This window comes from Bradyrhizobium monzae, assembly GCF_021458635.1.
Classification (GTDB): Bacteria; Pseudomonadota; Alphaproteobacteria; order Rhizobiales; family Xanthobacteraceae; genus Bradyrhizobium.
The window spans coordinates 1,011,225-1,026,680 of the sequence record NZ_JAIRDQ010000001.1 but is presented as its reverse complement, the minus strand read 5'-3'; the positions used below and the strand labels follow the sequence as shown (position 1 = coordinate 1,026,680).

Sequence of the window (15,456 nt, the reverse complement as noted above, 5' to 3'; positions counted from 1 at the left end):
GCGGCGCAAGCCACGGACGCGATCGTGGTCGAGGCAATCGCCGCGTCGAGGCCGAGACGGTTCGTTCCTACTTCAAGGCCGGCACCCCAGAGCGAGCCGGCATCGGCATAGACCGCGCCCTTCAGGCCGACCTCCTTGGGCACCAACGAGAACGGCGAATTCAGGCTCGGCGGCGGTACATCGTTCTAACCCGCGAGAATCCGGCGGCAGGCATCGACGAAGACCTGCGCGCCGGTGACGATGTCGGTGTCGGCTGTGTTTTCGGTCCAGTGATGGCTGATGCCGCCGATCGAGGGCACGAACAGCATGCCTGCCGGCATGATGGTCGCGAGCATCTGCGCATCGTGGCCGGCGCCACTCGGCATGCGCAGCGATCGTCCGTCCGCCAGGGTCTTGCTTGCGGCCTCGATGGCGTCCTGAATGCTCGCGTTCATCATCGCCGGCGCGCCGGTGCGGATTTTCTCCACTGTGACGGTGCAGGGGCCCTTCGCGTTGACCTCGTCCGCCATCTTTCGCAGCAGCTCTTCAAGCCGCGTGATGACGGCCGGGTTGTCGTCACGGATCTGGAATAGCATCTCCGCGCCGCCCGGAATGATGCTCGGTGCGCCCGGATCGAGCGTGATGCGGCCAGTGGTCCAGACCGTGCGCGGTCCGCATGCCGCCGGGAAACGTTCGTCGACCGCCACGCAGAATTTTGCCAGCGCGAGGCCGGCATCCTTGCGCACGGCCATACGCGTGGTGCCGGCGTGGTTCTGCTCACCCGCAAAACTGATGCGATACTGCCAGATGCCGACGATGGAAGTCACGACGCCGATCGCAAGCTTGCCGCTCTCGAGCGTGTCGCCCTGCTCGATATGCGCCTCGAGATAGCCAACGTGCCGTCCCGGCTCGGCGGCGACACGGGCCCGTCCGGCAAGCCCCATGTCGGCCAGCGCATCGCGCATGGTGCGGCCATTTGTACGGTCGCGCGCGGCATCGATTTCCGCTTCGGTCACCTGCCCGACATAGGAGCGCGAGCCGAGGAAGCTGCCGAAATGACCTTCCTCGTCACACCACGCAGCGACTTCGACCGCGCCTTTCACCGAGGAATCTATGTTGAGCACGCGCGCCGCCTCGAGCGCATAGACGATGCCGAGGGGCCCATCGAGCCAGCCGGCGTAGTTCTGGCTCTCGAGGTGCGATCCGGCGAGCAGTTTCGGTCCGGGCTTTTTACTGGTGCCGAGGACATTGCCGATGCCGTCGATCGCGCCGGTGAGGCCGGCGTCGGGCAGATTCCGCACCAACCAGTCCAGCGATTGCCTGTGCGGCTCCGAGAAGGTCGGCTTGTGCACGCCGGTCTTGTAGGCGCCGAGCGCACGAAGCGTATTGAGATCGGAGAGGACGCGCTCGCCATTGGCGCGCGGCTTGGTGTCAGGCATGTTCGGCAACCTTCAGCGCCTCGGTGCGAATCTCCTCGACCAGCCGTTCCTTCAACCGGACGAATTCAGGCGTGGTCTTGATCTTGTAGGAGCGCGGATGCGGCAGGTCCACATTGATCTCGGCCTTGATCCGGCCGGGACGCGCGCTCATGACAATGACGCGGCCGCCGAGGAAGATCGCCTCCTCGATGTCGTGGGTCACGAACAGAACGGTCTTCTGGTCGCGCTCCCAGATGCCCAGCAGCATTTCCTGCATCAAGGCACGGGTCTGGTTGTCCAGCGCGCCGAAGGGTTCGTCGAGCAGCAGGATCTTTGGATCGTTGGCGAGCGCACGCGCAATCGCCGTGCGCTGCTGCATGCCGCCGGAGAGCTGTTTTGGCCAGTGGTTCTCGAAGCCGGACAGGCCGACCTGGCGGATGAAGGCATCAGCGACCTTGTTGCGCTCGCCTTCGGGCACGCCGCGCTCGCGCAGGCCGAAGGCGATGTTCTCGCGCACGGTGAGCCAGGGAAACAGCGTGTAGGATTGGAACACCATGCCGCGATCGGCGCCGGGGCCGGTGACCTCGCGCCCGTCGAGCGTGACGCGCCCGCTGGTTGGACGGTCGAGGCCGGCGACGATGCGAAGCAGCGTAGACTTGCCGCAGCCGGAGGGGCCCAGGATGGTGACGAAATCGTTGTTGCCGATGGTGAGGTCGGTCGGCTCCAGCGCCCTGGTCGGCGCGTTGCCATGGCGCGCGGGGAAGGTTCGCGAGACCTGCTCGATCTTCAGCGTGGTCATGCAAGCCTCCATGGAAACAGCCAGGCGTTGAACGCCTTGAACATGAAGTCCGAGAGGAGGCCGATCAGCCCGATGACGATGATGCCGAAGATGATCTGCCCGGTATTGAGCAGCGCCTGGCTGTCGGTGATCATGTGGCCGATGCCGGAGGACGAGCCGATCAGCTCGGCGACGATGACATAGGTCCAGGCCCAGCCCAGCACCAGCCGCAGGATCTCCGCGATCTCCGGTGCGGAGGAGGGCAGCAGCACGCGGCGGATGATGCCGCGGTCGCTGGCTCCGAGCGTGTAGGCGGCTTCCACCAGATCGCGCCGCGTCGCGCCGACTGTCACGGCGACCATCAGAATGACCTGGAACACCGAGCCGATGAAGATGACCAGCAGCTTCTGCAACTCGCCGATGCCGGCCCACAGGATCAACAGCGGAATGAAAGCGGAAGCGGGCAAGTAGCGCGCAAAGGAGACGAACGGTTCGAGGAATGCCTCGACCGGCTTGTAGGCGCCCATGAGGACGCCGAGCGGCACCGCAATGATCGCGGCCAGCGCAAAGCCGCCGACCACGCGCCAGATCGTCATGCCGATGTCGAACAGGAAGCCCTGCTTGGCCAGGAGATCATAGCCCTCCTGCACCATGGTCAGCGGATTGGCGAGGAAGGTCTTCGACACATGGCCGCCGAAGGTCGCCCACGACCAGAGGGCGACGAACAGCACGAAGAACGCGAGGCCATAGGCCACGCGCTGCCTCGATGTCACGGAATCCAGGGGACGCATCAACTATCTATCCGAATGGTCGATCATGCCCTGGCCCCGCCTGGCGGCGGGACCAGCAGCTTTTCCAGGCTTACTTGATAAAGCTCGCATCGTAGAGGTCCTCGACCTTCGGCGCGGCCTTGATGATACCGATCTCGAGCAGGAGGTCGGCCGCATCCTTGTTGAAGGCGAGGAAGTCGCCCGCGAAAAACTTCTGGTTCGCGGCCTTGTCCTGCCAGCGCAGGTATTTGGCCGAGTTGCCGAACGCCTCGCCGGTCTGCTTCACGTCGGCGCCCATGATCTCATAGGCCTTGGCCTGGTCCTTGGCGATCATGTCGAGCGATTCGAAATAGCTGTCGGCCAGCGCCTGCGCCGCCTTCGGGTTCTCGCTGAGGAATTTTGGCGTGCAGCCGAACGTGTCCATCACGATCGGATAATCCAGCGTCGTCGCGATGATCTTGCCCTTGTCGGTGGCGGCGCGCACGGTCGACAGATACGGTTCGTAGGTCATCGCGGCGTCGTTCTGGCCGGACACAAAGGCCTGCGCGGCCGCGGCCGGCTCGAGGTTCACGACGGTGACGTCCTTCACCGAGAGGCCGTTCTTCTTCAGCATCCAGGCCAGCGCGAAATAGGGCGAGGTACCGGGCGCGGAGGCCGCAACCGTCTTGCCCTTCAGCTCCTTGATCGACGTGACGTCGTTGCGCACGGCCATGCCGTCGGCACCGAAGCTCTTGTCGAGCTGGAAGATCTGCTTGGTCGCGACGCCGTTGGCGTTCCAGGAGATCCAGGTCTCGACCGTGGTCGCCGCGCACTGCACGTCGCCGGAGGCGATGGCGAGGTGGCGGTCCTTCTGCGGGATCTTCTTGATGGTGACGTCGAGGCCGTTCTTCTTGAAGATGCCGGCTTCCTTCGCCAGCGTCAGCGGCGCGAAGCCCGTCCATCCGGAGATGCCGACGCCGACCTTGACGTCGTCGGCGAGCACGGGAGTGGTGGCTGCGAGAGCAATGATTGTCGCAAAAACTGTCGAACTACGCATGATTGTCGTCCTCTTGCCGATCGATGGTTTGACGTCCTGTTGATCTCTGTCGGTCCGCAGGGACCGTTGCCCGAAGCGTTGCACGATTTGTGCCGACATCGTTCTCTCAGCCTCCCTTGAATCGGGCGACAAGGCGGTGAGAGTCACCGGGATAGAGCAGGCGCACCGCGGTGATCGTGCGCGCGCTACGCCAGGTATAGCGTTCGATCACGAGGCATGGCGCGCCGACGGCGATGTCGAGCGCTTCCGCCGTGCGATCATCCGCGACAATGGCGCTGATCGTATGCTCGGCCTCTGTCCATGGGACATGATGAAGCAGCCACGAGCCCGGCGGCTCGCGCGAAAAATCCGCGGACGCGGCGTCGGGCACAGATGACAGGTCGATCAGCCGGTCCTCGACCGCAAACGGCACATTGTCGGCGCTGTGGCGGCAGGTGATCGCAACCACCTTGCCGGCCTTCTTGACGCCTAGACGCTCGCGATCGGCGGCGGTCGTCGCACGCAGCTTGCGGCCGATCAGCTCGTAGCCGTAAGTACGGCCAAGCGCGGTGATCTCGGCGCGCATGTCGGCGATCTTGAGCACCGCGGACTGATGCTGCGGCCGGCGGACGAACGAACCGGCGCGACGCCGGCGCTCGATCAGGTCGGCCTGCGCGAGCTCCGACAGCGCCTTGTTCACCGTCATGCGCGAGCAACCGTAGCGCGCGACCAGCTCGTGCTCGAATGGAATGCGGTAGCCCGGCGGCCATTCGCCGGTCAGGATACGCTTTTCGATGTCAGCGCGGATACGCTTGTAGAGCGTCGGCTTGTCGGCGGCGTCGGTGGCGAGGCTCATGCAACGAGCCTCCGCACCGCTGCGTTGAAGCGCTCGCGCGCGGCTTGACGCAATTTGTGCCGGCCACTCTCGACGACTTTATTGCCGCCGGCCCAGACACAATCGATCGCGCCGTTGCCGGCCGCAAAGATCCAGCCGTCGATGATGGCGTCGCGCGCGCGTCCCGCCAGCGACGGATGCGCAACGTCGAGCGTGACGATGTCGGCACGCGCGCCCGGCGCGAGGCCCGCAATCGGCTGAGCCAGCGCCCGGGCTCCGCCCGCAAGAGCAGTGTCGAACAGCGTGCGCCCCGTCGAGCGACCGGCACCGGATGAGAGCACGTTGCGCGCGCGATGCTTGAGCCGCTGGCCGTATTCAAGCTGGCGCAGCTCTTCGGCGACGCCGACCAGGACATTGGAATCGGTGCCGACACCAAACAGCCCGCCGGCATCGGCAAATTCCCGTCCCGGAAAGATGCCGTCGCCGAGGCTCGCTTCGGTGACGGGGCAGAGACCTGCCACCGCGCCGGTCTTCGCGAATGTGCCGACTTCCTCATCCGTCATGTGGGTCGCGTGAATGAGGCACCAGCGCTGATCGACCGGCGCATGCTCGAGCAGCCATTGCACCGGGCGTCGTCCCGACCAGGCCAGGCAATCCTCGACTTCCTTCACCTGCTCGGCGGCATGAATGTGTACCGGGCCGCCTTCGGCGAGCGGAATGATCGCCGCAAGCTCGTCCGGCGCCACCGCGCGCAGGCTATGCGGCGCGATGCCGATATTGGCGTCTGGCAACGCCGCGATGGCCTCGTGCGAGGCAGTCATCAGCTTGGCGAACTGATCGACCGAGCAGATGAAACGGCGTTGACCGTCATGCGGCGCGGCGCCGCCGAAGGAACCGTGCGCATAGAAACTCGGCAGCAGCGTCAGGCCGATGCTTGAGGCTTCGGCAGCCTGCGCAACGCGCGCGGCCATCTCGGCGGGATCGGCGTAGTGCGAGCCGTCGCGATCATGATGCAGATAATGGAATTCGCCGACGCGGGTAAAACCCTGCTCGAGCATTTCGACATAAAGCAGTGTCGCGACGGCCGCGACATCATCCGGCGTCATCGCCAGCGCGAAGCGATACATCGTCTCGCGCCAGGTCCAGAATGTGTCGGTCGAATCGCCGCGCAGTTCGGCAAGTCCCGCCATGCCGCGCTGGAAGGCGTGGCTGTGCAGGCTCGCCAATCCCGGAAGCGCGATGGCGTGGCGCTCGTCGCCGGCAGAAGGCGTGACGCCCGGCGTCACTTCCGCGATCGCGCCGGCGGTGAGCACCACCTGCACGTCATTGGCCCAGCCCGAGGGCAGGAGCGCGGAGGCGAAATGCAGTCGGGACATGATGAACGCCGGCTGGACAGAACCGCCTTACGATTATATGTCTAGACATATAAGTCAAGCATCCCAGGGCGCAGGGACTTCGCGAAGGGACAGTGGCATGGCAGAGCGCTTCGACCGAATCTGGCATAACGCCCGGCTCGCCACGATGCGGGCCGATCGTCCCGATCTCGGCGAGATCGAGCATGGCGTGATCGCCACGCGCGGCGGCCGCATCCTTTATGCCGGTGCCGCGGCGGATTTCCCGGCGGATGCGGATGCGATCCAGCGGATCGATTGCGAAGGACGCTGGATCACGCCGGGCCTCGTCGACTGCCACACCCATCTCGTCTATGGCAGCAACCGCGCGCACGAATTCGAGCTGCGCCTGAAGGGCGCGAGCTACGAGGAGATCGCGCGCGCCGGCGGTGGAATCGTTTCAACGGTTGCTGCGACGCGCAAGGCGAGCGAAGCTGAACTCGTCGCGAGCGCATTGCCCCGGCTCGATACGCTGATCGGCGAGGGTGCGACGACGATCGAGATCAAGTCGGGCTATGGCCTCGACACCGAGACCGAGATGCGGCAACTCTCTGCTGCGCGCAGCCTCGGTCGCCAGCGCAAGATCGCGATCCGCACCTCGTTCCTCGGCGCGCACGCGCTGCCGATCGAGGCCGACGGCGACAAGGATCGCTATCTCGATCGCGTCTGCAACGAGATGCTGCCGGCTGTCGCAAAGGCGGGCCTTGCCGATGCCGTCGATGCCTTCATGGAGGGCATCGCGTTCTCGGCGGAGCAGACCGCGCGGGTGTTCGGGGCGGCGACGGTGCTTGGGCTGCCGGTCAAGCTCCATGCCGACCAGCTCTCGAACCTTGGCGGCGCTGCGCTCGCGGCAAAGTTCTCCGCGCTCTCTGCCGATCATTTGGAGCATACCGACGAAGCCGGTGCTGCCGCGATGGCGACGGCCGGAACGGTGGCCGTGTTGCTGCCCGGCGCGTTCTACTTCATTCGCGAGACGCAGAAGCCGCCGGTCGACGCGTTTCGCAAGCATGGCATTCCTATGGCGCTGGCGACCGACTGCAATCCGGGCAGCTCGCCGCTGACCTCGCTCCTGCTCGCCATGAACATGGGTGCGACGCTGTTCCGGATGAATGTCGCCGAATGCCTGGCCGGAATCACCCGCGAAGGCGCCCGGGCACTCGGCGTGCTCGATGAGACCGGCACGCTGGAAGCCGGCAAATGGTGCGATCTCGCGATCTGGGACATCGAGCGCCCCGCGGAGCTCGTCTACCGCATCGGCTTCAATCCGCTGCACCGCCGTGTCTGGAGGGGCCAGTGACCGAGCTGGGCGCAGCGATCGTCGTCAAACCGGGAACGGTGAGCCTCGACGATCTCGCGCGCGTGCTGGCAGGTACGCCCGTCATGCTCGATACCTCGTTCTGGCCGCGCGTCGATGCGGCAGCGGAGATCGTTGCGAAGGCGGCTCAGGCCGCAGCACCGGTCTATGGGATCAATACCGGCTTCGGGAAGCTGGCGTCGAAGCGGATTCCGCCGGACCAGACCGCGCTGCTCCAGCGCAACCTCATCGTCTCGCATTGCTGCGGTGTCGGCGCGGCGACACCGGAGCCGATCGTGCGTCTCATGATGGCGCTGAAAATCGTCTCGCTCGGGCGTGGCGCCTCCGGCGTTCGGCGCGTGGTGATCGAGCAGCTACAGGACATGCTGGCACGTGGCGTCTATCCGCTGGTGCCGCAGCAGGGCTCGGTCGGTGCCTCCGGTGATCTCGCCCCGCTTGCGCACATGACCGCGGTGATGATCGGCGAGGGCCAGGCGATCGTCGGCGGCAAGACGGTGTCGGGTAGCGAGGCGCTGGCCGCGGCCGGCCTTGCGCCGCTGACGCTCGGGCCCAAGGAAGGTCTCGCGCTGATTAACGGTACGCAGTTCTCCACGGCTTACGCCATCTCCGGCGTGCTGCGTGCATTTCGTCTCGCTCGCGCCGCGCTCGTCACCGGCGCGCTGTCGGTCGATGCGGCGATGGCATCGACCGCGCCGTTCCGCCCGGAAATCCAGGCGCTGCGCGGTCATTCCGGGCAGATCACTGCGGCCGCGACGCTGACCGCGCTGCTCGACGGCAGCGATATCAGGCTTTCGCATCTCGAGGGCGACGAGCGCGTGCAGGATCCCTATTGCCTGCGCTGCCAGCCCCAGGTCGCGGGCGCCGCGCTCGACCTGATCACGCAGGCCGCGCGCACGCTGATCACCGAGGCTAACGCTGTCACCGACAATCCGCTGGTGCTGGTCGACACCGGCGAGATCGTCTCCGGCGGCAATTTTCATGCGGAGCCGGTCGCTTTTGCCGCCGATGCGATCGCGCTGGCGCTGTCCGAGATCGGTGCGATCAGCGAGCGACGCATCGCGACGCTGGTCGACCCCGCGCTCAACTTTGGTCTCCCGCCGTTCCTGACGCCGGACCCCGGCATCAATTCCGGCTTCATGATCGCCGAGGTGACGGCGGCCGCGCTCTATGCCGAGAACAAGCAGCGCGCGGCGGCCTGCTCGATCGACTCGACGCCGACCAGTGCCAACCAGGAAGACCACGTCTCGATGGCCGCGCATGCCGCGCGGCGGCTGGCGGACATGGCCGACAATCTCGCCGCGATTTTGGGCATCGAGCTTCTGGTCGCCGCGCAAGGCATCAGTCTGCGCGCGCCGCATGCAACCAGCGCGCCGCTCGTCGCTGCCATCGCGGCGTTGCGTACGCATGTTCCCGCGCTCGGCGCCGACCGCTACATGGCCGGCGATCTTGCCAAAGCTGCCGCGCTGATTGAAGCCGATGCACTGCCGGCCGTCGCGCTCACTTCGCTCTCATCCGATCCATTTCCAAGACTCGTCTGAAGAGGTCCGCATGAACCGCCGACTGGACAATGACCGCACCATCCGCGCCCCCCGCGGCAGCGACATCAGCGCGAAGAGCTGGCTGACCGAAGCACCGCTCCGCATGCTGATGAACAATCTCGATCCCGACGTCGCGGAGCGCCCGAGCGAGCTCGTCGTTTATGGTGGGATCGGCCGCGCCGCGCGCGACTGGGAGAGCTTTGACCGGATCACGGCCGCCTTGCGCAAGCTCGAGAACGACCAGACGCTGCTGGTTCAGTCCGGCAAGCCGGTCGGCGTGTTCCGCACCCATGCCGACGCGCCGCGCGTGCTGATCGCGAACTCCAACATCGTGCCGCATTGGGCGACGCTCGATCATTTCAACGAGCTCGATCGCCTGGGCCTGATGATGTACGGCCAGATGACCGCGGGCTCCTGGATCTATATCGGCAGCCAGGGTATCGTGCAGGGCACCTACGAGACCTTCGTCGAGGTCGGCCGTCGTCATTATGGCGGCAGCCTTGCCGGCAAATGGATTCTTACCGCCGGCCTCGGCGGCATGGGCGGCGCGCAGCCGCTGGCGGCGACCATGGCCGGCGCTTCGATGCTCGCGGTCGAGTGTCAGCCGAGCCGCATCGAGATGCGCCTGCGCACCGGCTATCTCGACCGCCAGGCCGCAACGCTCGACGAAGCGCTGGCGATCATGGCGGAAGCCGCGAAGACCAAGAAGCCGGTCTCGGTCGGCCTGCTCGGCAATGCCGCGGAGATATTCCCCGAACTGGTGCGTCGTGGCGTCAAGCCCGACATCGTCACCGACCAGACCAGCGCGCATGATCCGATCAACGGTTACTTGCCGAAGGGCTGGACGCTGGCCGATTGGGAGGCCAAACGTGCATCCGATCCGAAGGCGGTGGAACGTGCGTCGAAGACGTCGATGGTCGAGCACGTCCAGGCCATGCTGGATTTCCACGCGCAGGGAATCCCGACGCTCGATTACGGCAACAACATCCGCCAGATGGCGCAGGACATGGGCCTCAAGAATGCCTTCGATTTCCCGGGCTTCGTTCCCGCCTATATTCGTCCGCTGTTCTGCCGCGGCGTCGGGCCGTTTCGCTGGGCCGCGCTCTCAGGCGATCCCGAGGACATCTTCAAGACCGATGCCAAGGTCAAGGAGCTGATGCCCGACGACAAGCATCTGCACAATTGGCTCGATATGGCGAAGGAGCGCATCAAGTTCCAGGGCCTGCCGGCGCGGATCTGCTGGGTCGGTCTCGGTGATCGCCATCGCCTCGGCCTCGCCTTCAACGAGATGGTGGCGCGCGGCGAGTTGAAGGCGCCGATCGTGATCGGCCGCGATCATCTCGACAGCGGCTCGGTGGCAAGCCCCAACCGTGAGACCGAGGCGATGAAGGACGGTTCGGACGCGGTGTCCGACTGGCCCCTGCTCAACGCGCTGCTCAATTGTGCCAGCGGCGCGACCTGGGTGTCGCTGCATCACGGCGGCGGCGTCGGCATCGGCTATTCGCAGCATGCGGGCATGGTGATCGTCGCCGACGGCACGCCGGAGGCCGCCAAGCGCATCGAGCGTGTGCTGTGGAACGATCCGGCCTCCGGCGTCATGCGCCATGCGGATGCGGGCTACGACATCGCGATCGACTGTGCCCGCGACAAGGGGCTCGATCTGCCGAGCCTGACGAAGTAGCTAGAGCGTTTTCGAGCGAAGTGGATACCAGTTCGCGTAAAGAAAACGCGTCAAAACAAGAAACTAGAGCCCCGTTCCGATTCCATCGGAACGGAAACGGCTCTAGCCGCGCACCAGGAGCTTCGGCATCGTCGTCTTCGCGCCGTCCATGAAAGTCTGGACGGCGTCGCGCACGATCGCGTCGAGATCGGACGGGATCGGCGTCTCGTAGATGAATTTGCGGATCGCGAGATAGAAGATGCGGCCGTGCAGGCCCCAGAACAGCTCGGTCTCGCGTTCGCCGAGCGGATGAGCCTTCGCGTCTGGCAGCTTCAAGTCGTGGCGTAACTCGGCCGCCGCGGGCTCGATGATCTCGCGACGCACGATGTCGAGATAGCGGCCGGTGATGCCGAACGATTTCATGCCGGACGATACGAAGATCCGCACCCAATTGTATTCGAACACGCGTTCGACATAGTCGAGATAGAAGCGCGTCAACCGCGCCTCCAGCGAGAGTGAGCGGTCGCGGATCAGCGGACCCCAATCGGGGGACCAGCGGCTGAGATAGACCTCCTGATAGACCCGCTCGATCAGCGCTTCCTTGCTCGGGAAGTGGCGATAGATCGCCGAATGGGTGATGCCCATGCGTTTTGCCAGTTCGCGGGTCTGGCCCTCGAAGCCGCGCTCGGCAAAGAAGCGGATCGCCTCGTCGAGGATCGCGCGCTCGCGGTCGGGCGCGCGCATGTTGCGGCGCTTTGGCGCGGACGTCTCACGCGTCTCGGTCCGCTGCCGCGGTCGTTTCGCAATCTTCTGCGTCTTCTTCGCCATTTTACCGTGAATCGCGATCTCGTCCGCCTTCTTAGCCTAAAGGTGCATTTGTGACCAAATGGTCATTTCCTGTTGACCGCTCCCTGGCGGCGTGTCAGGATTTTGAGACCAGATGGTTACAAATCTGGCATCCCGGCTGATGAGCCGATGGATATCGAGGAAGCGGCGGTGAAGGCGAGGGCTTTCAGCTATTTTCGTGCTGCCACGATTGACCAGGCGCTGGATGCTCATGCGCGCGCTGGTGACGACGTGCGCTTCATCGCCGGCGGCCAGAGCCTCGTGCCGGCGCTGTCGCTGCGGCTGCAGGCGCCGCGGCTCCTGATCGACATCACCCACATCGACGAGTTGCGCGGCGTCAGGCGTGAGGGCGGCTATTTGCGCATCGGCGCACTGACGCGCCATTGCGAGATGCTGAGCGAGCCGCTGATTGCCGAATTCGCGCCGCTGCTGCATGCGGCCGCTCCCTTCGTCGCTCATCCCGCGATCCGCAATCGCGGCACTTTTGGCGGCAGCGTCGCGCTCGCCGATCCCGCCTCCGAGTTTCCGGCGATGACGCTGGCGCTCGAGGCGGAGATTGAGATCGCCGGCGCCACTGGCACTCGCCGCGTCAAAGCCGACGACTTCTTTCTTGATCTGTTCGAGACGGCGCTGCAGCCGGGTGAGCTGATCGCCGCGGTTTACGTCCCGCTGTTCAAGGCCGACCAGCGCTTTGCTTTCGACGAATTGACGCGCCGGCGCGGCGACTACGCGCTGGTCGGCTGCGGCATGCTTGCCACTTGCACCGGCGAGCGCATCGACGACATCCGCATCTCCTTCTTCTCGGTCGGCAACACGCCAACGCGGGTGAAGGGCGCAGAAGCCACCCTGATCGGATCGAACCTCGATGCGGAGCGCATCGCCGCCGCCCAAGCCGCGCTCGATGGCGATCTCGCACCGCCTGACAGCGATGAGGTGCCGCCGGCGATGCGGCTGCATCTCGCTCGCGTGCTGCTGGGTCGCCTGCTCGGACGCCTGAAGGAGGGCGTATGAGCGGTTTCGACGAGTCCATGCTGGATGGGGCCGACGAGACCGTGCGGGTCCGCTTTGTCGTCAACGGCCGCAGGGTCGCCTGCGAGGTCGCGCCGCGCGAGACGCTGGTCGATTGCCTCCGTAACGCGTTGGAGCTGACGGGCACCCATGCCGGCTGCGAGATGGGTGCCTGCGGCGCCTGCCTCGTGCAGCTCGACGGCCGCGCCGTCCATTCTTGCCTGATGTTCGCCGTGCAAGCCGATGGCGCTGAGATCAACACCATCGAAGGCCTCACGGAGAGCGGCGTGATCGCCGACCTTCAGGCCGAATTCCACCGCCGTAACGCGCTGCAATGTGGCTTCTGCACGCCGGGCATGCTGGTCAACGCGCAGGAGCTGCTCTCGCAGGTGGCGCGGCCGAGCCGCGAGGACATCCGCGACGCGCTGTCAGGCAATTACTGCCGTTGCACCGGCTACGAGGCGATCGTCGATGCGATCGACGCCGTTGCCAAGGCGCGCAGTGAAGCCGGGGGCACGACATGAGCGCGCCACTGACCTCGCTCGATCGTCCCAACTCCTATGTCGGTCGCTCGGTGCCGCGGCCCAACGCCAAGCGCCTGCTGGCTGGACGTGGACGCTATATCAGCGACCTCAAGCTGCCGCGCATGCTCTACGCCGCGTTCCTGCGCAGCCCACATGCGCATGCGAGGATCGTTGCGATCAACACCGAGGAAGCGCGCGCCCTCGAAGGCGTGCATCTCGTGGCGACCGGGGCCGATCTCGCAAAGATCTGCACGCCCTGGATAGGGACGCTCGATCACTTCAAGGGCATGACCTCCACGCCGCAATGGCCGCTGCCGCTGGACCGCGTGGTCTGGGCCGGGCAGGCGGTGGTTGCCGTCGTTGCGGAGAGCCGGGCGATTGCCGAGGATGCGCTGGAGCTGATCGCGATCGACTACGAAGATCTTCCGCTGATCGTCGACATCGATGCCGCGCGCCAAGCCGGCGGTCCCCTGATCAATCCCGGCAGCGCCAGCAACGTCTGCTTCCGCAGCCAGCTCGACAACGGCACTGTCGACGATGCGTTCGCCAATGCCGCCCATGTGGTGGAGGAAGAATTCTCCTTCGGCCGCCACACCGCGGTGACGCTGGAGCCGCGCGCCATCGTTGCCGATTACGATCCGTCCGCTGGCATGCTCACCGTGCATCATGCGACGCAGACGCCGTATCAGTTCCAGGACCTCTATTCGCGTCACTACGGCATCCCCGAGGCCCGCGTTCGCGTGATCGCAACCGACATCGGCGGCTCCTTCGGGATGAAGCTGCATGTCTATCACGAGGACATGGCGGTGGTCGGCCTCTCGATCCTGCTCGGCCGTCCGGTCAAATACGTCGCCGACCGCATCGAGTCCTTTATCTCCGACATCCACGCCCGCGACCATCGCGTCCGCGCCCGCATGGCGCTCGATGCCAAGGGCGAGATTTTGGCGATGGACGTGCTGGACCTGACCGCGATCGGGGCATTCTCGACCTATCCGCGCACCAGCGTGGTCGAGGGCAACCAGGTCATTCGCCTGATGGGCGGTCCATATCGTTTCAAGAACTATCGCGCCACGCTGGAAGTGCTTTTCCAGAACAAGGTGCAGACCAGCCAATACCGCGCCGTTGGCCATCCCATCGCCTGCGCCGTTACCGAGCGGCTGGTCGACATGGCCGCTGCCAAGGTCGGCCTCGATCCTTTCGCGATCCGCGCGCAGAACGTGATCGCCGACGATTCCTATCCGCAGACTTCGCCGACGGGCTACCGCTTCGAGGCGCTGTCGCATCAAGCCTGCCTAAAGCGCCTGCACGAGATGATGGACTACGACGCGCTGCGTGCCGAACAGGCCGACTTGCGCAAGCGCGGTGTCTATCGCGGCATCGGGATTGCGACCTTCATCGAGATCACCAATCCGGGCCCGGCCTTCTATGGCGTCGGCGGAGCCCGCATCTCCTCGCAGGATGGCGCGACTCTCAGCCTGACGCCCTCGGGCGAGGTGCGTTGCCTGATCTCCGTCACCGAGCAGGGGCAGGGCACCGAGGCGATCATCAGCCAGATCGTGGCCGACCAGCTCGGTATTGCGCAAGACCAAGTGAAGGTCATCACTGGCGATACCGAAGTTACGCCGCATGGCGGCGCCACCTGGGCTTGTCGTGGTGCCGGCATCGGCGGCGAGACCGCGCTCCAGGCAACCCGCGTGCTCAAGCGCAACATTCTTGAGATCGCCGCGCTCATCCTCCAGGCCCAGCCGTCTGCGCTCGACATCATCGACGGCCAGGTCGTCGACGCGGCGACCCGGCAGCACCGCCTGCCGATCTCCGAGATCGCACGCATCGCCTATTTTCGGTCGGACACGCTGCCCCCGGGGACGCAGCCGCAGCTCACGGTCAGCCACCACTTCGCGCCGCAGGGCTATCCCTTCGCCTTCACCAACGGCATCCAGGGCTGCTCGCTGGAGGTCGATGTCGAGACCGGCTTCATCAAGATGCTGAAGCATTTCATCGTCGAGGATTGCGGCCGCGTCATCAATCCGATGCTGGTGGATGAGCAGCTTCGCGGCGGCATCGTGCAGGGGCTCGGGGCGGCTCTGTTCGAAGAATGCCGCTATAGCGACACCGGCCAGCTCATGAACGGCTCGCTCGCCGACTATCTCGTGCCGATGCCGATGGAGATGCCGGACATCATGATCGCGCATGTCGAGACGCCGACCGCTGACACCGAACTCGGCGCCAAGGGGGTCGGCGAGGCTGGTACCGCAGCGGCGTCCGCCTGCGTGCTCAACGCCGTGAACGATGCGCTCACGCCGTTCGATGCCACGATCAGTTCTATTCCGATCACGCCCATAAAAGTCCTGACCGCTCTGAAGCGCTTCTAGAAAAAAG

Annotated in this window: 13 protein-coding genes; 6 read left to right on the top strand and 7 right to left on the bottom strand. The window is 65.4% G+C overall.

The window, feature by feature from the left end:
- Positions 1-185: 185 nt before the first annotated feature.
- The 6 genes from K3F49_RS05070 to K3F49_RS05045 all read right to left on the bottom strand — a co-directional run bounded on the left by K3F49_RS05070 (position 186) and on the right by K3F49_RS05045 (position 6,171).
- Complete coding sequence (locus tag K3F49_RS05070; RefSeq protein WP_234679791.1) at positions 186-1,418, bottom strand: Zn-dependent hydrolase; 1,233 nt, start codon at positions 1,416-1,418, stop codon at positions 186-188.
- Complete coding sequence (locus K3F49_RS05065) at positions 1,411-2,196, bottom strand: ABC transporter ATP-binding protein (RefSeq protein WP_234679790.1); 786 nt, start codon at positions 2,194-2,196, stop codon at positions 1,411-1,413. Before K3F49_RS05065 ends, K3F49_RS05070 begins: the two co-directional genes overlap by 8 nt.
- Complete coding sequence (locus tag K3F49_RS05060) at positions 2,193-2,966, bottom strand: ABC transporter permease (RefSeq protein WP_027534058.1); 774 nt, start codon at positions 2,964-2,966, stop codon at positions 2,193-2,195. Before K3F49_RS05060 ends, K3F49_RS05065 begins: the two co-directional genes overlap by 4 nt.
- Positions 2,967-3,036: 70 nt before the next feature.
- Positions 3,037-3,981, bottom strand: a complete 945-nt coding sequence (locus tag K3F49_RS05055; RefSeq protein ID WP_234679789.1) for an ABC transporter substrate-binding protein — start codon at positions 3,979-3,981, stop codon at positions 3,037-3,039.
- A 106-nt stretch (positions 3,982-4,087) separates the two neighbouring features.
- Positions 4,088-4,816: a histidine utilization repressor gene (gene hutC, locus K3F49_RS05050; RefSeq protein WP_234679788.1), complete on the bottom strand. Its 729-nt coding sequence runs from the start codon at positions 4,814-4,816 to the stop codon at positions 4,088-4,090.
- Positions 4,813-6,171 (bottom strand): formimidoylglutamate deiminase, encoded by a 1,359-nt coding sequence (locus tag K3F49_RS05045; RefSeq protein ID WP_234679787.1) that lies wholly within the window; start codon positions 6,169-6,171, stop codon positions 4,813-4,815. Before K3F49_RS05045 ends, hutC begins: the two co-directional genes overlap by 4 nt.
- 97 nt (positions 6,172-6,268) lie before the next feature.
- On the opposite strand from K3F49_RS05045, the gene hutI reads away from it, so the two are divergent.
- The 3 genes from hutI to hutU are packed head-to-tail and all read left to right on the top strand — an operon-like array spanning position 6,269 to position 10,720.
- Positions 6,269-7,483, top strand: a complete 1,215-nt coding sequence (hutI, locus tag K3F49_RS05040) for an imidazolonepropionase (protein WP_234679786.1) — start codon at positions 6,269-6,271, stop codon at positions 7,481-7,483.
- Positions 7,480-9,039 carry a histidine ammonia-lyase gene (gene hutH, locus K3F49_RS05035; protein WP_234679785.1) on the top strand — a complete coding sequence of 520 codons (1,560 nt, stop codon included), beginning with the start codon at positions 7,480-7,482 and terminating at the stop codon, positions 9,037-9,039. The genes hutI and hutH overlap by 4 nt, the downstream gene beginning before the upstream one ends.
- Positions 9,040-9,049: 10 nt before the next feature.
- The gene (gene hutU, locus K3F49_RS05030) at positions 9,050-10,720 is read left to right on the top strand and encodes a urocanate hydratase (RefSeq protein WP_234679784.1); all 1,671 of its coding nucleotides are present in this window, start codon (positions 9,050-9,052) and stop codon (positions 10,718-10,720) included.
- 102 nt (positions 10,721-10,822) lie between these two features.
- On the opposite strand, the gene K3F49_RS05025 is transcribed toward hutU, so the two are convergent.
- Positions 10,823-11,443, bottom strand: coding sequence for a TetR/AcrR family transcriptional regulator (locus tag K3F49_RS05025; protein WP_234680574.1), 621 nt, complete (start codon positions 11,441-11,443; stop codon positions 10,823-10,825).
- A 252-nt stretch (positions 11,444-11,695) separates the two neighbouring features.
- Between K3F49_RS05025 and K3F49_RS05020 the strand changes: the two genes are divergently transcribed.
- Genes K3F49_RS05020 through K3F49_RS05010 form a run of 3 tightly spaced genes read left to right on the top strand, consistent with a single transcriptional unit; the run spans position 11,696 to position 15,449 of the window.
- Complete coding sequence (locus K3F49_RS05020; RefSeq protein ID WP_234680573.1) at positions 11,696-12,556, top strand: FAD binding domain-containing protein; 861 nt, start codon at positions 11,696-11,698, stop codon at positions 12,554-12,556.
- A complete protein-coding gene (locus tag K3F49_RS05015; protein WP_234679783.1) occupies positions 12,553-13,077 on the top strand; it encodes a (2Fe-2S)-binding protein in 525 nt (174 codons plus the stop codon). The genes K3F49_RS05020 and K3F49_RS05015 overlap by 4 nt, the downstream gene beginning before the upstream one ends.
- Positions 13,074-15,449, top strand: coding sequence for a xanthine dehydrogenase family protein molybdopterin-binding subunit (locus K3F49_RS05010; RefSeq protein WP_234679782.1), 2,376 nt, complete (start codon positions 13,074-13,076; stop codon positions 15,447-15,449). The genes K3F49_RS05015 and K3F49_RS05010 overlap by 4 nt, the downstream gene beginning before the upstream one ends.
- The last annotated feature ends 7 nt before the right edge of the window (positions 15,450-15,456 follow it).

Bases quoted from the DNA above. Each gene is read 5' to 3' on its own strand.
- hutI (WP_234679786.1), top strand. From the start codon at position 6,269: ATGGCAGAGCGCTTCGACCGAATCTGGCATAACGCCCGGCTCGCCACG.
- K3F49_RS05070 (WP_234679791.1), bottom strand. From the start codon at position 1,418: ATGCCTGACACCAAGCCGCGCGCCAATGGCGAGCGCGTCCTCTCCGAT.
- K3F49_RS05045 (WP_234679787.1), bottom strand. From the start codon at position 6,171: ATGTCCCGACTGCATTTCGCCTCCGCGCTCCTGCCCTCGGGCTGGGCC.
- K3F49_RS05025 (WP_234680574.1), bottom strand. From the start codon at position 11,443: ATGCGCGCGCCCGACCGCGAGCGCGCGATCCTCGACGAGGCGATCCGC.
- K3F49_RS05015 (WP_234679783.1), top strand. From the start codon at position 12,553: ATGAGCGGTTTCGACGAGTCCATGCTGGATGGGGCCGACGAGACCGTG.
- hutU (WP_234679784.1), top strand. From the start codon at position 9,050: ATGAACCGCCGACTGGACAATGACCGCACCATCCGCGCCCCCCGCGGC.
- K3F49_RS05065 (WP_234679790.1), bottom strand. From the start codon at position 2,196: ATGACCACGCTGAAGATCGAGCAGGTCTCGCGAACCTTCCCCGCGCGC.
- K3F49_RS05010 (WP_234679782.1), top strand. From the start codon at position 13,074: ATGAGCGCGCCACTGACCTCGCTCGATCGTCCCAACTCCTATGTCGGT.
- K3F49_RS05060 (WP_027534058.1), bottom strand. From the start codon at position 2,966: ATGCGTCCCCTGGATTCCGTGACATCGAGGCAGCGCGTGGCCTATGGC.
- K3F49_RS05055 (WP_234679789.1), bottom strand. From the start codon at position 3,981: ATGCGTAGTTCGACAGTTTTTGCGACAATCATTGCTCTCGCAGCCACC.
- hutC (WP_234679788.1), bottom strand. From the start codon at position 4,816: ATGAGCCTCGCCACCGACGCCGCCGACAAGCCGACGCTCTACAAGCGT.